Consider the following 14,823-nt stretch of genomic DNA (forward strand, 5'->3'; position numbering starts at 1 on the left):
ACTTTGTAGGTATGGCCGATGTCCTGAACATTGTCACGGTCGACGTCGAGGAGTATTTCCAGGTATCCAATTTTGAAAAAGCAATTCCTCGTGCAGAGTGGGACTCCTTTGCGTCTCGGATCGCGTTGCCCATCCAGAAGCTTCTGGAAATGTTCGCAAGCCGCCAAGTGAAGGCAACATTTTTCGTCCTTGGATGGGTGGCCCAAAGGCAGCCTCGATTGATTCGTGAGATTCACCTTGCAGGACATCAAATTGGGTCCCACAGCACCTGGCACAGACTCGTCTACGAGCAGTCGCCCGAGGAGTTCCGGAGGGACCTCAGGGAGTCCATTGCGATTTTGAGCGACATTACCGGTTCGGCGGTAACCGCTTATCGCGCGCCGAGTTTTTCCATCACGGAAAAATCTCTCTGGGCATTTGAGATCCTGGCCGAAGAAGGCATTCGTTACGACGCCAGTGTGTTCCCGATATATCACGATCGCTACGGCTTACCGAAGGCCCCCGTAATACCTTTTCAGATCCGGACTCAAGCCGGGCCAATTTGGGAAGTTCCGGCGAGTGTGGCGCGAATTTCAGCCCTTAATATTCCGGTGGCTGGCGGGGGATATTTTCGCCTTTACCCGTACTGGCTCACGCGTGCACTTTGTCAGAAGATCCAGCGCGAGGGCCGACCGGTGCTGGCATACATCCACCCGTGGGAGTTGGATCCAGATCAGCCGAGGATTCCCCGCTTACGTTGGTCTGCGCGGTTCCGTCATTATGTCAACCTTACCAAGACCGAGCACAAGCTATCCAGGTTGCTCGAGGATTTCCACTGGAACACGCTGGAAGCCGGTGTAAACCACTGGATCGCTCGCCACCCGGAACCAACGATGTTAAGCCCCTGCCTCTCCCCAGCGGAATGAATAGCAGGAAAAGGCTGCTTTACCTTGTTCATCGTACGCCGTATCCTCCCAATCGGGGACACCGGATTCGATCCTTTCACTGGCTTGACTACTTGGCACAACGATGTGAGCTGGACGTTGCCTTCTTGGCCGATGAGCCTATTACTGCGGAGACAGAGGAGGCCCTTCGGACACGCTGCCGTAACCTGGTTTGGTCGGTGATCACACCCTGGCAGCGCCGGACCCAGGCACTTTTGTCCCTCTTCCTGGGTGCCACCGCAACCCAAGGAGCCTTCTGGTCGAGAAAGTTAGATCGGCACATCGCCTCATTGTGCCACCGTCAACACTATGACGTGGTACTCGTCTATTGTTCGAGTATGGTACAGTATGTGCAAGGAAGATTTAAAAAAGATAGCGTGGTCGTCGATCTTGTAGACGTTGACAGCCAAAAATGGTTGGACTACTCACGCACAAGTAAGATGCCTCTTCGATGGCTGTATCGCGTGGAAGGCCTCAGGCTGCGTCGTCTGGAGTGTCGCCTGCCTGCACTTGCTTCTTTGGTCACCTTGGCCACCAATCCGGAATGTGATCTGTACAAGTCTTTTTGTCCGAATGCCCGCACCGCCGTCGTCGAAAATGGGGTTGATATTGATTATTTTTCTCCGTGTTTCGATGACCGAGAACCTACGATTGATCATCGTCTAACGTTTGTAGGTGCGCTGGATTATCCGCCCAATCGCGACGGTGTCATTTGGTTCATCGACCAGGTTTGGCCGATTTTGTCGCAACGATTTTCGAACCTCGAGTTTTATGTGGTCGGCGCAGGGGCTGACAGAAACCTCAAGCTTGCGGTTGCAGGTGTTTCTCGCGTTTTTCTCACCGGGGATGTACCCGATGTTCGGCCATTTCTGTTGGGAGCTGTGGCTATCATTCCGTTGCGGATGGCCCGAGGGGTGCAGAACAAAGTTCTCGAAGCCATGGCCATGGGTTGCGCGACGATCGCAAGCTCTCCCGCCCTGGAGGGCATTCCTGCGGTACCCGGAAGGCATGTTCTCAAGGCCGACACACCGGAAGAATGGATAAACACAGTCACCAGCGTTATTGAGAATCCATCTTTGAGAATGGCAATAGGAACGGCAGCCCGTGAATATATTCTCCAGCATTATACATGGCAAGAAAAGCTCAAACCTCTCGACGAGTTGTTACAATTGTAAGGCAACGTAGATGGCTTTGATGCTGTATCGCATATACACAATGGAGATTAATGAATTTCACAATGGATTCTGAGGTTTTGTGTCCCTGTTGTGGACGCGAGCTTGATCAGGATGTACGTAATAATCGCCGGTGGCTATTGTGGCAGTCGCTGGGCAAGCGTTTTGGCGTCTACGAGGTGCCCTCTCATATAAAGCTCTCTGTTGTCGTGCCGGTCTACAATGAGGAAAACACCATCGACGAGATACTCCAGAGGATTTGCCAGGTCCCTGTCACCAAGGAAATCATCGTGATAGATGACGGTAGCACGGATAACACTGCCGCGAAACTGAAGCAATGGGAAGAACGTGGGGATGTGCGGATTCTCCGACATGCTCGTAACCAGGGCAAGGGCGCCGCTCTGCGGACGGGTTTTGCTCATGTCACTGGTGACATTGTGGTGATTCAGGATGCCGATTTGGAGTATGATCCGGCTGAGCATCTCCGCTTGATTCAGCCGATCGTGGAAGGTGTTGCCGACGTGGTGTATGGCTCTCGGTTTATTTCCGAAGGGCCGCATCGCGTACTGTACTTCTGGCATTACGTTGCCAATCGAGCGATTACAACACTTTCCAATATGTTCACCGATCTCAACCTCACCGATGTGGAAACTTGCCACAAGGCTTTTCGGCGGGAGGTCATCGAGGCAATCCGGCCCACTCTCAAGGAAAATCGCTTTGGGATCGAAATCGAACTGACGGCGAAAGTGGCGCGGCGGGGATACCGAATTTACGAAACCGGTGTTAGTTATTACGGGCGTACTTATCAACAGGGAAAAAAAATCGGCTTTCGGGATGCGCTTCAGGCAATCTGGTGTATATTCCGGTATTGGCTGAAAGACTAATGTGGCGCCGAATATTCTAAAAGTACACTTCAGTCGTGAACCGCGGTGACTGATGCGCGGACTGGTTTACGTCTACCTGCTGACGTACCTTGGGGCAGCACTGTCCCTGTTCTGTCCATTAATTGGTTTATTTATTTATATTCACTACGCTATTTTAAAGCCGGAATCGCTGTGGTACTGGTCCGTTGGGGCGCGTGGGCCAGGACGGTACAGTTTTATCGTAGGCGTAGGAATGTTGGTAGGCTGGGGCATTCGAGGGCTCGGCGACTGGCGGCTAGGCCGATCAACTATTGTCGTGGCGATGTTGCTGGCCTTCGTGACCTGGGTTGCTGTGGGATATTTCTTCGCCCAAGAGCCGATTCTTGTCAGGAACTTTGTCGTTTCCCTGCTTAAAATAGTCCTGCCGTTTCTGGTAGGGATCACGTTGATGGAAAAGAAGGAGCACGTGCGTTGGCTCGCTTGGGTGATTGTCATCACGCAGGGATATTTGGCCCTGGACTTTAATCGCAGCTATTACCAGGGGGTCAACCGTATAGTCCTGGAGGCCTATGGCGGTTTTGACAACAATTGCATTGCGGCTGCAATGGTTGTGGGATCACTGCTCGCCTTTTTCCTGGGACTGGCGGAGACCCGGTGGTCCCTCAAGGTGATCGCGTTTGCCGCGTCCGCGCTCATGGTGCACACCATTATGTTTTCTTTTTCCCGGGGGGGGATACTGGGATTAATCGCCGGCGGAATAGCAGCATTCATACTAATTCCAAAGAGTTTTAAAACCACGGCAATTTCGATTCTGGCGGTTATACTTGCCCTTCGCCTCGCAGGGCCCGAAGTTCGCCAGCGGTTCATGACGACGTTCGTCGATCCTGAACAGCGCGACCGTTCGGCGCGAAGCCGGGTGGAACAATGGGGAGCGTGCCTTCGAAGTATTCGGGAGAACCCGTTTTTGGGTGTGGGTGCCAACCATTGGCCACTGCGGTCCCAGCAAATGGGGCTCCCCCGAATGCATGCGCATTCACTGTGGCTGGAAACGGCGGCGGAAATGGGGGTGCCGGGACTATTGCTGCTCAGCGGCTTTTATGGTCTGACTATTTACAGGCTGAGGAAATTAGTTAAGGAATGCCACAACCTTGACTTGTGGTCCCAGTACATGGCGAGGGGGGTGATTGCATCGCTTGTCGGTTTTGCCGTAGCGGTGAGTTTTATCAGCGTGGTATGGCTGGAGATTCCCTACTATACCGTTTTGCTAGGTGCCGCGCTACTGCGTGTCCATACAGAGGAGTGGGAGCACCGCTTTGAGCCGAATACTATTAACATTCCCGAGCATATGACTAAATATGCAAGTCTCTAATGAAGAGCTAGCGAATAAATCCGGCAATTTCGCCGGCCCAAACGGCCAACACCAGTCGGGTGACGGTCAACCGCAGGTTCGCCAGCCGCACTCGCAATCCACTATGACTCTCGACAGATCCGATCAGGTCTGGACGTGGTCGGCGGACGAGCATTTAGCTGGATTTGCCGTTTGGAGGGAAATGATATGGGAAATCTGTAGCTACCGCGAGCTTCTCGGGCAGCTTGTTCTGCGCGATATTCGAATTCGCTATAAACAGGCGATCATGGGATTTGCCTGGGCGTTGTTAATGCCGCTGCTGATTGTGGCGGCGGGATGCCTGGTGAAAATAGCGCTGGCCCACGCCTCAGGTGATAACGTCGATTTACCACGGGTCGCGGGAATGTCAATCAAGGCACTGGGGTGGGCATTTTTCGCGGGCTCGATTGGGTTTGCAGCGAACAGCCTGGCATCAAATATGTCCCTTGTAACGAAAGTCTATTTTCCCAGAGAATTATTCCCCTTCTCTGCGGTTATAACTCAGTTGATTGACACCTGCGTGGGCGGAGGTTTTTTGCTCATTCTACTCGGCTTCTTCGCCAGGATATCAATTTCCGTTCATTGGTTGTGGGCTGTGCCCGTTATGCTGCTTCTCATTGCAATAACGGCTGCAACGGCTCTTCTTTTAAGCTGCGCCAATGTGTTTTTCCGGGATGTGAAGTACATTGTACAGATTGTTCTTACATTTGGCATCTTCTTCACGCCGGTGTTCTATGAGCCGGAGCTTTTTGGGCCACATGGCTCGTTCATCATGATGCTCAATCCGCTGGCACCTATCTTGGAGGCTTTCCGCCTGGCGATCGTCGAACAGCATAATCTCTTGCTTCCTGTGGTAGCGGAATCGCATGACGGTGTACAATTCGCAACCTGGCACATCGGCTTTCTCGTCTACTCTGCCGTTATAAGCGTGGGTGGGTTTTTATGGGCTTGGAGATATTTTCACAAGATGGAGTTCCTGTTTGCTGAGTATGTGTGACAGATATATACAGTCGTCGTGTACTCATGACGGTGCACCTTGACGTGACGCAGTAGCCAGTTATGGAACTGCCAGTAGTGGAGGTCGAACACCTCGGGAAAAAATTTCGTCGCGGAGAGTTGTTCGACACGCTGCGCGACTTGATCCCCGGTACGCTGCGTCGCCTCCGGCGAAAAGATACCGAGCGCGACGATGCTTGGTTTTGGGCTCTGCGGGATGTCAGCTTCTGCGTCCATCGAGGGGAGGTGCTGGGAATTGTAGGAGCAAATGGAGCCGGGAAAAGTACTTTATTAAAGATTCTTGCGAGAATTCTGCGGCCGACTACAGGCCGTTTGATGGTGCGCGGAAGACTTCGAGCGCTCATTGAAATCGCCGCGGGTTTCCATCCTGATCTGACGGGAAGAGAGAACATTTACTTGAACGCGGCGATACTCGGAATGAAAATGAGTGAGGTTCGCGAAAGATTCGATGACATAGTTGAGTTTGCCGGCATTGGTCCATTTCTGGATACTCCTGTCAAGCGATATAGCTCCGGCATGTTTGCCCGTCTCGGATTCGCGGTGGCAGCCCATCTGGAGCCAGATATTCTGGTTGTCGACGAGGTTTTGGCTGTGGGGGATGCGGCATTTCAAGCGAAGTGCCTTGGAAAAATGCGTGATGTGGCCGGCGAGGGGAGAACGGTCATTTTCGTCAGTCACAACATGCGGGCAATTCAGCAGTTATGTCACCGCGCCATTCTTTTGGAGCAGGGTTGCATTGTTAAGGAGGGACCGCCCACAGAAGTTGTGGAGGCGTATTTGGCTCGTGCCCTGTCGCACGGGGCGTCGGGCGAGTGTGCGCTGTCGATGAATCCGGCAGCGCCGATCACGATATCGCATCTGAGACTGCTCAACGAACGTGGGAATGTAACAACCTTATTCTCGCGTAGCGAGCGCGTAGTTTTTGAGATAGAAGGATTTGTTAATGAAGTAGGACGGCGATACATTATTGCCCTTGATATTAAGACGATGGATGGTTTACTGCTATTTCGCACACATTCATTTGAACAGCCAGAATCGTATCGAATTCTGGACAAGAAGGGGCCATTTGTACTCAGATGTTATATTCCAGCCGAGTTTCTTCCCGCAGGACGGTATGAGGTGGGATTGGTTGTGGCAGAGCGTGGGGTCTGCGAATTCGAAAATCGCCACCGCGTCATGGCTTTCGATGTCTTCCAGGATAGTCCCTTAAGAGGATCGGATATTATGACGACTGTTGGACTTGTGACGCCAGATTGCGGCTGGGAAAGGGTTTGCTGATGCCCACGAGTGAGCCACGGACGCTTTCTATTGTGCATGATATTATTCTGCGCATCAAACCCTCCAGCGTCATTGATATTGGCGTTGGGCATGGCAAAACAGGTGTTCTTGTGCGAGAGTACACTGATATTTGGCACGAGCGATATGACAAACACTCGTGGACCACGCGAATTTATGGAATAGAGGCCTTCGCCCAGTATCGGAATGCGCTGTGGGATTATGCTTATGACGACGTGTACATCGGCGATGCACTATCCGTGCTGCCAGGCCTCCCTAACGTAGACTTAATTGTAGCGCTGGATGTGTGGGAGCACTTGAGCCGTGAATATGCAGAAAAGCTGTTGGAACTCTGCTTGAACAAGTCCCGGTTCTTGTTGTTATCCACGCCAATCGTCGTACGCGAACAAGGTGATGTATTGGGCAATGCGTACGAAAGGCATGTCAGCCAGTGGTCTCCGGCGGACTTTGAGGCAGTGGCCCACAGGCTCGTGGCTACAACCGGCCGGGACTGGATTCTGCTGCTCTCGTCGCGGGAAAGGATCCCCTACGACGTGTGGCGGTTGCACCGTCGCTGGGAGCATTTGATGCGCGGCGTAAGGTCTTTTTTCCTTTTGGTCAAGCACAAAAACTGGTGATTTTGAGTGTGGCAATATAATATCGTCTAGTACTATGCGAATTCTTTTTGTAGGACCGGGTGGGAGTGTTCACACAGCCCGGTGGATGTCTCAGCTTAGTGACGAACCATGGGAGCTGTTTTTGTTCCCTACAGAGCTCTATTATATTCGTCCAGAAACGCCGCGGGCCACCATTCTTGACGTGGAGGATCGGTTTGCGATAAACGCTCCGTCCTATATCGTCCTTCGAGATCGTTTCTATTCTGCGTGGGGATATAACTGGCCGTTACGACGGGGCCTGTACCGAGCTGGAAAATGGGCACGCCTCCTTGCGCCGGAATTTGACAATCCGGCTTGGCGATTGGCACGCGTGATCGACCGTTTACGCCCGGATATTGTGCATTCCTTCGGGCTCCATCTGGGAGGATACCTCACTCTAGCAGCCAAGGACTTTTGCCAACGTCCGTTTCCAATCTGGATCGCTACCAATTGGGGAAGCGATCTGTTTCTATTCGGGCGGTTGGAACGTCATAAAGAGCGATTATCCAAAGTAATGACGAATATTGATTATTACTGGTGTGAGTGTACCCGTGATGTGGAGCTGGCCAAAGCTTGGGGGGTCCCGCCGCAAAAGATTCTCCCACCCGTGCCGGTTGCAGGTGGTTTTGACGTAGAAGAGGCAGCGCAACTGCGGCAGCCGGGACCGGTGTCGGCTCGAAGGCTCATTGTGCTGAAAGGATATCAAGATTGGGCGGGACGAGCGCTGACCGCTATATACGCCCTACGACTTTGTCGAGAACGATTGCAGGGATATGAGATAGCGATATACACGGGTGGACGCGACCCAGAGGCCGTACAAATCGCCGGGGAATTGCTTGCCCAGGATGTTGGCATCAACGTTACATTTATTCCTCCACGTACTCCACATAAAACTATGCTGCGTTGGCACGGCCGAGCGCGCATCTCTATAGGATTGAGCATCAGTGACTCAATCGCTATATCGCTTCTGGAAGCGATGCTGATGGGATCATTTCCGATTCAGTCAAATACCGGTGCCGCTCATGAGTGGATACAGGACGGCTGCACCGGTTTTATTGTTCCTCCGGAGGATCCCTACGCGGTGGCCGAGGCTCTGCAACAGGCGTTAGCACGAGATGAGCTGATTGATTCTGCTGCAGCTGTTAACCTGGAAGTAATCAAAAGCCGGTGTGACCGACGCACCACTGGAGAGCTGGTCAAATCCGCATACAAACGCGTGATCGAGGAAGCTTCCATTAGCCTAAACCGTAGAAATCACGGTGCTAATGTCTCTGAAGCCGTCACGTCGTGACTATTACACTATTTCATGAATAACACACAATGGATAGTCGCGATTGCTACTCGGGGGCGGCAAGCACTTTTGCGGCGAACCCTCGAACATCTGGTCAAGTCCGGGGCGAGCAGTGATGGTGCAATGGTGGTCATAGCCGAGAACGGCGGTTCCACGGAGGCTTGGACGCTGGCTGACGAATACAGATCACATTGTGAAATTGATTATATTCATGTTGAAAAAATCGGTAAGACGCATGCGCTCAATGCAGTGCTCGACAAGTATTGTAATGCGTTTATATGGTTTATAGACGACGACGTGCGGGTGACCAGGGAAGCGGTTTTGGCATATCGCGACGCGTTTCTGGCACGATCGATTGGGCGCGAATTTTACGGGGGCCCTCTTGGTATAGATTGTGAGCGACCACCGGAACAATGGCTGCAACGCTATTTACCGCGTTCGGTGACCGGGTGGAAAAAAGGTGCGGGAGAGGACGCGACGAATACGTTTTTTCTCGGGGCAAACTGGGCAGCCTGGGCATCGGATCTTTTAAATTGCGGGGGCTTTGATGAAAGCCTTGGACCTGGGCAGACGGAAGTCGGAGATGAGGAGGAGATCCAGCGAAGGTTGGTTGATGCAGGACTTAAACCCGTGTATTTAGACTTTGCGATGGTCTATCATTGGGTGCCGCACGACCGCTGCTCGCCGAAGTGGGTGTTGCGACGTGCGTTCAACCTCGGTCGCCTGGAGGGACGGCGTAAGGATCTTTCCGGCCCTACGCTCCTTGGCAGACCTCGTTGGATGTACAGGGAAGCGGGTGTTCGAATGTGGCGGTGGGTTTGCAGTCGGTTCGCGCGGAATCCGGAGCAGCGCTTCCAAGCAGCGTACGAGCTTTTGTTTTTTCTGGGCTGGATGTTAGAAGCCAAGCAAGGAGACAAATCGTAGTCCAATGGTGAAACAGGATTCAAATAACGATCGCCACTTGCCTGCAGTCAGCGCGGAGGTACGCCGATATTTCGATTGGAGCCATCGCAGCCTCTGGACCAATGATGCCGAGCGAACACGACGGCCGGTTTTCATTATCGGAGTCCATCGGAGGTCAGGTACAAACTTTCTGGCCGACGCGATTCGCCTAACGTCGCGTTTCTCCCTACCGGTGCCACTATATGAAGATTATCTCCTGCAGTATTCCAACATGCTAATCGAATATGTCCGGTTAACAGCCAGAGAGCAGTACCAAAAACGGTTTGCTGAAAAACCTGCGGCATATTCTGAGTGCGAGCAGCTTATGACGAGGTCCATTGGTGACGGGCTTCTTAACTTTCTAAGATCATATGTGCCGGGGGAATATCGAATTCTGACAAAAACGCCGGACCCATGGAACTTGGTCAATTTTTTCACGCTTTTTCCCGACGCCCTTCTCATCATCATTGTCCGCGATGGCCGCGACTGTGTTGAATCGGCAAAATGGGCGTTTCCTGGCAGGTCCTACCTCTACTGGATGGCGACGTGGGCAGCAAATGCCCGCACTATTCTGAACTTCTTGAGAATACTTCCCCCTCGCTATGAAGGGCAAGTGATAGTCACACGCTATGAGGACTTATTATCCGGCCAACAGGAGATGGAAAGGATTCTCGAATTTGTCGGATGTTGTTCCCAGGAATATCCGTGGGACGAATTTCGCGCACTACCGGTGCGAGGCTCCACATTTTTCAGAGGCGAAAAGAAAACGCTGCATTGGCAGCCTGTTGAGAAAACCCAGTATTTCCAGCCTATCGGACGGTGGAAAAATTGGTCCTGGTGGCTGCGCTGGAACTTCAAACGGCTTGCAGGTGCCGAGTTAGCCGCTTTAGGATACACATGGTGACCTGTCGCGGTGAGTTAGCGGTTGGTGCGTAAGGCGAAAGTGGAAAGAGCGGTGCGAGAAATAGAATAAGTATCACATTTACGATATGCCACCTCGAATCAGCGTTGTTATTCCGGTTTATAACGGCGCTAAATATCTGCGGGAGGCACTGGCGTCCGTGATGGAGCAAACCTATAAACCGTTTGAGATCATCGTGGTTGATGACGGATCAACGGACGGGTCGGCAGATATCGCGAAGTCATTCGCTGAGAATATTATCGTCCTGTCGCAGGCAAATCGGGGTGAATCCGCAGCTCGGAACCTCGGAATCAATGCGGCTTCGGGCGACTGGATTGCCTTTCTCGATGCAGACGACATCTGGCATCCGAAGAAACTGGAGCGACAATCCGTCCATTGTACGGCGGAAACAGATTGTATCCACACTAATTTTTTTTACTTCGGTATTTGTGAGGGGAAAGTGGATGTATCAAGTATAGCCAAAGAAGTACGATATTCGATCCCGCATGTAGCCGTGCACAACCCATTTAGAATCTCCAGTGTTGTAATAAGAAAGGATTTGCCGGTTCGTTTTCCTGAATGGACCCAGGATGGGGAGGATCTTCTTTTCTTCCTTGACTTGTGTCTTAAAGCACGAATCCGGTTAGTGCCCGAATTTCTAACCGGATACCGAGTTCATGAAGAAGGGCAGAGCAGGAAACCTGACATGCTGATTCGTCGCTTCGCTGCGCTGATCGAATATTTCAAACGGCGTCCGGAAATCTGTGAGTGTGATGCGGATAAGGCTTTGACAGGCTTTGTAGATCAAATAGCACGCCAGGCAGTTTTAGCTCGATACACGAGACGGTGGGACGAGTATAGGTGTTTAAAAAGGTTTCTAAAGGAATACGACGGAACGCTTAGCCCACTAGCCCGGCAGGTGAGAAGAGAAATGGTCGGACCCCAGTTCCTATATACGTTAAAGGACGCGTTCACGAAGGTGTTTCGTGGTTAGAGCCGTGAATTTCTTAAATAAATGGTGATCACCTTGCTGATATATGATTTCGGGCCAGGCCAGGGTCCTGTTTGCAGCACACTCAGCCCAGCCAGGTGGGGCTGAGTATTGCCTGGATATACTTCTGAAAGGGATTGATCGCAGCATTTGGGATGCTGAGGTCGTTTTTGCGTGCGAGGGTCCCTTGGTCGATACTCCGCGATCCTTGGGTATACAGGCGAATATTTTGCCAATGAGTTGGTGGATGGGGTACGAGCCTTCGTTCTGGTATTGGCGGAATTTGGTACGATGGCCTTGGCGCGTGGCTCGGCTTGCGAGAAAGCTGAGAAAGCAAAAGTTTGACCTTGTCTATACAAATACTGCGGTCATTTTTGAAGCGGCATTGGCTGCGAGAGTTGCCGGTGTTCCGCATATCTGGCACGTCCATGAGATGCTCACACCGATTTATTGGCGCAGCCTTGTCCCACTGTATGTCATCCGTCGTTGTATTTCACGATGGGCTCGTGCGATTGTTTTTGAATCACAGGGCGCACTTCGAGTATTCGAGGAGGACTTCGAGCAATATCCGGCGAAAATCAGAGGAAAACGGACCTGCGAAGTTTATGTAGTGCCAAATCCATTGCGGATTGTTCCCCCATCGGTAACACGGCGAGACCGCTGCCGGGCAAGAGAGGCCCTGGGGATATCAGGAGGCGAGTTTCTCATTCTCTGGATTGGGCAATTCATTCCACGAAAAAATCCGAAGCTAATGCTGTCAGCTTACCGAAAATCGCAGATGCCGGGCAGGTCGATTCTTATCATGCTGGGCGACGGACCCTTGAGGACGGAGCTAATTCATGAGGTTAAGACGTTCGACCAAAAAAACAAGAGAGTAATTCTGGATGGTTTCAAGACCAATATAGAACAGTATTTGCAGGCCGCGGATGTATTAGTCCTAACGTCTTCTGAGGAGTCTTTTGGATTGGTGCTTCTTGAAGCGGCCGGCTTTTCGCTGCCAGTGATAGCTACCGACTCGGGCGGACCGCGCGATATAGTTGATCATGGAAAGACGGGCTTTCTCGTGGAGCCCGAGGATGACTTTGCAATTGCCCATAATTTGGCTGCCCTCGCTACGAACGGTGAAATGCGGGAGCGGATGGGACAGGCGGCGCGCGATCGCGTGCTGAACGAATTCACGGCGCAGCGATATGTGGCAGAAATTCAAGAGATCATGATAAGAACGATGCGACGGGAGCGGCAATGTCGCAACCGCTTGTAAGCGTTGTCATTCCGGTGCATAATGGGGAACGCTATCTTGAGACTGCCATCCAAAGCGCCCTGGGGCAAACATATACGCGTTTAGAGATCATTATTGTCAATGATGGATCGACAGATGGTAGTGGTAGTATTATACACAAGTATAAAGAGGACATTCAGATTATCGAACAGCCACAAATGGGGGTGGGGGCGGCCCGAAACCGGGGAATCCTGGAAGCGCGTGGAGAATTAATCGCATTTCTTGATCAGGACGATTGGTGGTTTCCTACGAAAATAGAAAAACAAATCAATGAGATGTTCCGTAGTGGCAGCGGACTTGTTCATACCAATACTCTTTACTTTGACGATTCTGCGCAGAAATTCTGCGAACCGCTGGACCCGCTTGTTAGGCCGGAGGAGTATGTTGGCTGGTGCTATGACCGCTTACTGCTGGGCAACGCAATCTGCAATTCCAGCGTGCTTGTACGCCGGGTTCTGTTTGCTCAAGTGGGCTTGTGTGACTGCCGCATCGAGGGAAATTCGGTTCAGGATTACGATCTCTGGTTGCGGTTGGCGCAGGTTACTCCGTTTGGATTTGTGGACGAGCCTTTGACGGTGTTCAGACTGCATCCTCTGCAAGGAACGAATAATCGGCGCTTAATGTTGCGTGAGCAGATCAAGGTTCTCCAGTGGCGACTCCACGCGTGTAGTCGGAATCAAAAGCGCGAGTTGCGGAGACGGCTTGCGGGCTTGGCGGATTTGCTCGGGCGATATGAGCTCGATTTCAGAAACCACGCGGCGGCCAGAGCGGCGTTTTGGAAGGCGCTCTTGTTTAGGCCGAGTATCCGTAGTTTAGGTCTGCTGTATATTACTTATCTACCACCCGCATGTGTGAAGTACGTGCGAGTCATTTACAGTATGTTGAAAGGTCAGCGATGATTGATGATCTCGAAGGAGAAAGTTTAAATGGAGGTATCGAAAAACTGAGACGCACACAAAGCAATAAATTATTGTGAGAATAACGTATAAATGAGAAAACTTCTCAAGCGCGGAATTCAGCTTGCCAGTCTTGTGCCGGCTGTTGTTCTGGTTGTTATCAGCGCGATTGCCAAGCCCGTTATCGGCCGGAGGCGTGCCTTTTTGGGACCAGCGCAGTTGGTCGCCCTAGTTCCTGGCATGCTGGGGATCTATCTGCGATGGGCATATTACTTCATGACTATAAAAAAATGTAGTTGGGATGTAACGATCGAATTTGGGAGCTTCTTTTCCTGTCCAGATGCCGAGGTGGGCGCGTTTGTCTATATCGGAGCCTATTCTATTATTGGGAGTGCGAGGATTGGTGATCGGGTTCGGATCGCTTCCGGCGTTTCGATTCCGAGTGGCCGTTATCAGCATCTGGTGCAGGACGAACAAAACCATTCACCAGTGCGCAGCTCCGATAGCAACGGCAGTTTTACCACGATCCAGATTGGTCATGACACCTGGATTGGTGAACGAGCGGTCGTCATGGCGGATGTGGGTGCCAGGTGTATTGTGGGAGCTGGCGCGGTCGTATGCAAGCCTATCCCGGATGATACAGTGGCTGTGGGAGTGCCAGCAAGAATTGTTCGCTCAATGAGCATGAATGACGATTTGACGTGTTCACGATAGCGCAATCGGATCGCGAAAGTAGAAGGAATATATAGGTGAGGGGCATTTGTGTCATTGGAACCTGACGAGTATAAAGCGAATTTGATAGTGAACTTACCTGCTGGTTGGGCAGGTGAGTCGTTGCGTATTCCTTTTAGATGCGGTGTGCCGGTGCCGAAGGGACGCATCTGTGGACCGGCGACTGCCTCTGTTTCAGGGCAGGGGGTGACCGATTACGGTTGTCTGGTGGAGACCCTGGCATGCTGGCCGGATGGCTCAAGCCGCTGGCTTGCTGTCGAGGGAGTTCTGAGTCTATCGCGGGTGGGAGGGCCGCGGCAGGTTGTGACCGTTGGGTTGAGACCGAATTCAGAAAACCATGCGCCTTACCACACGCAAATAGCCTGCGGAAACCAAAAAGATGCTGTTTTAGACGTGCTTAGTAATCGTCTCTATGTTGGACGGCCGGATACTCGTGTAAATATATCGATCTACATAAATGATGCAAAAAAGCGGAAGATTTCACTAGAAATCACGGGC

General features: G+C 51.9%; 14 protein-coding genes. All 14 read left to right on the top strand.

Annotation, left to right across the window (positions count from 1 at the left end):
* The first annotated feature begins 11 nt into the window (after positions 1-11).
* The 14 genes from THTE_RS15295 to THTE_RS15360 all read left to right on the top strand — a co-directional run bounded on the left by THTE_RS15295 (position 12) and on the right by THTE_RS15360 (position 14,307).
* On the top strand, positions 12-905 hold the full coding sequence (locus THTE_RS15295) for an XrtA system polysaccharide deacetylase (RefSeq protein WP_095416252.1): 894 nt from the start codon (positions 12-14) through the stop codon (positions 903-905).
* A complete protein-coding gene (locus tag THTE_RS15300) occupies positions 902-2,098 on the top strand; it encodes a TIGR03087 family PEP-CTERM/XrtA system glycosyltransferase (RefSeq protein ID WP_095416253.1) in 1,197 nt (398 codons plus the stop codon). The genes THTE_RS15295 and THTE_RS15300 overlap by 4 nt, the downstream gene beginning before the upstream one ends.
* 62 nt (positions 2,099-2,160) lie before the next feature.
* Positions 2,161-2,979: a glycosyltransferase family 2 protein gene (locus THTE_RS15305; protein ID WP_095416920.1), complete on the top strand. Its 819-nt coding sequence runs from the start codon at positions 2,161-2,163 to the stop codon at positions 2,977-2,979.
* 52 nt (positions 2,980-3,031) lie between these two features.
* Positions 3,032-4,327 carry an O-antigen ligase family protein gene (locus tag THTE_RS15310; protein ID WP_095416254.1) on the top strand — a complete coding sequence of 432 codons (1,296 nt, stop codon included), beginning with the start codon at positions 3,032-3,034 and terminating at the stop codon, positions 4,325-4,327.
* Complete coding sequence (locus tag THTE_RS15315) at positions 4,314-5,342, top strand: ABC transporter permease (RefSeq protein WP_095416255.1); 1,029 nt, start codon at positions 4,314-4,316, stop codon at positions 5,340-5,342. Before THTE_RS15310 ends, THTE_RS15315 begins: the two co-directional genes overlap by 14 nt.
* A gap of 62 nt (positions 5,343-5,404) precedes the next feature.
* Positions 5,405-6,640 carry an ABC transporter ATP-binding protein gene (locus THTE_RS18085; RefSeq protein WP_157732149.1) on the top strand — a complete coding sequence of 412 codons (1,236 nt, stop codon included), beginning with the start codon at positions 5,405-5,407 and terminating at the stop codon, positions 6,638-6,640.
* Positions 6,640-7,275: a class I SAM-dependent methyltransferase gene (locus THTE_RS15325; protein ID WP_095416256.1), complete on the top strand. Its 636-nt coding sequence runs from the start codon at positions 6,640-6,642 to the stop codon at positions 7,273-7,275. The genes THTE_RS18085 and THTE_RS15325 overlap by 1 nt, the downstream gene beginning before the upstream one ends.
* Before the next feature lie 85 nt (positions 7,276-7,360).
* Positions 7,361-8,584, top strand: a complete 1,224-nt coding sequence (locus THTE_RS15330; RefSeq protein WP_157732150.1) for a glycosyltransferase — start codon at positions 7,361-7,363, stop codon at positions 8,582-8,584.
* Between the two features lie 15 nt (positions 8,585-8,599).
* Positions 8,600-9,508, top strand: coding sequence for a glycosyltransferase family 2 protein (locus THTE_RS15335; protein ID WP_095416258.1), 909 nt, complete (start codon positions 8,600-8,602; stop codon positions 9,506-9,508).
* 4 nt (positions 9,509-9,512) lie between these two features.
* Positions 9,513-10,430, top strand: coding sequence for a sulfotransferase family protein (locus THTE_RS15340; RefSeq protein ID WP_095416259.1), 918 nt, complete (start codon positions 9,513-9,515; stop codon positions 10,428-10,430).
* Between the two features lie 85 nt (positions 10,431-10,515).
* Positions 10,516-11,421 carry a glycosyltransferase family 2 protein gene (locus THTE_RS15345; protein WP_095416260.1) on the top strand — a complete coding sequence of 302 codons (906 nt, stop codon included), beginning with the start codon at positions 10,516-10,518 and terminating at the stop codon, positions 11,419-11,421.
* Positions 11,422-11,464: 43 nt separating this feature from the next.
* A complete protein-coding gene (locus THTE_RS15350; protein WP_095416261.1) occupies positions 11,465-12,679 on the top strand; it encodes a glycosyltransferase in 1,215 nt (404 codons plus the stop codon).
* Positions 12,661-13,596: a glycosyltransferase family 2 protein gene (locus THTE_RS15355; RefSeq protein WP_095416262.1), complete on the top strand. Its 936-nt coding sequence runs from the start codon at positions 12,661-12,663 to the stop codon at positions 13,594-13,596. Before THTE_RS15350 ends, THTE_RS15355 begins: the two co-directional genes overlap by 19 nt.
* Positions 13,597-13,686: 90 nt before the next feature.
* Positions 13,687-14,307: an acyltransferase gene (locus THTE_RS15360; protein WP_095416263.1), complete on the top strand. Its 621-nt coding sequence runs from the start codon at positions 13,687-13,689 to the stop codon at positions 14,305-14,307.
* Positions 14,308-14,823 lie beyond the last annotated feature (516 nt).

Source organism: Thermogutta terrifontis (assembly GCF_002277955.1).
GTDB classification, from domain to species: Bacteria; Planctomycetota; Planctomycetia; order Pirellulales; family Thermoguttaceae; genus Thermogutta; species Thermogutta terrifontis.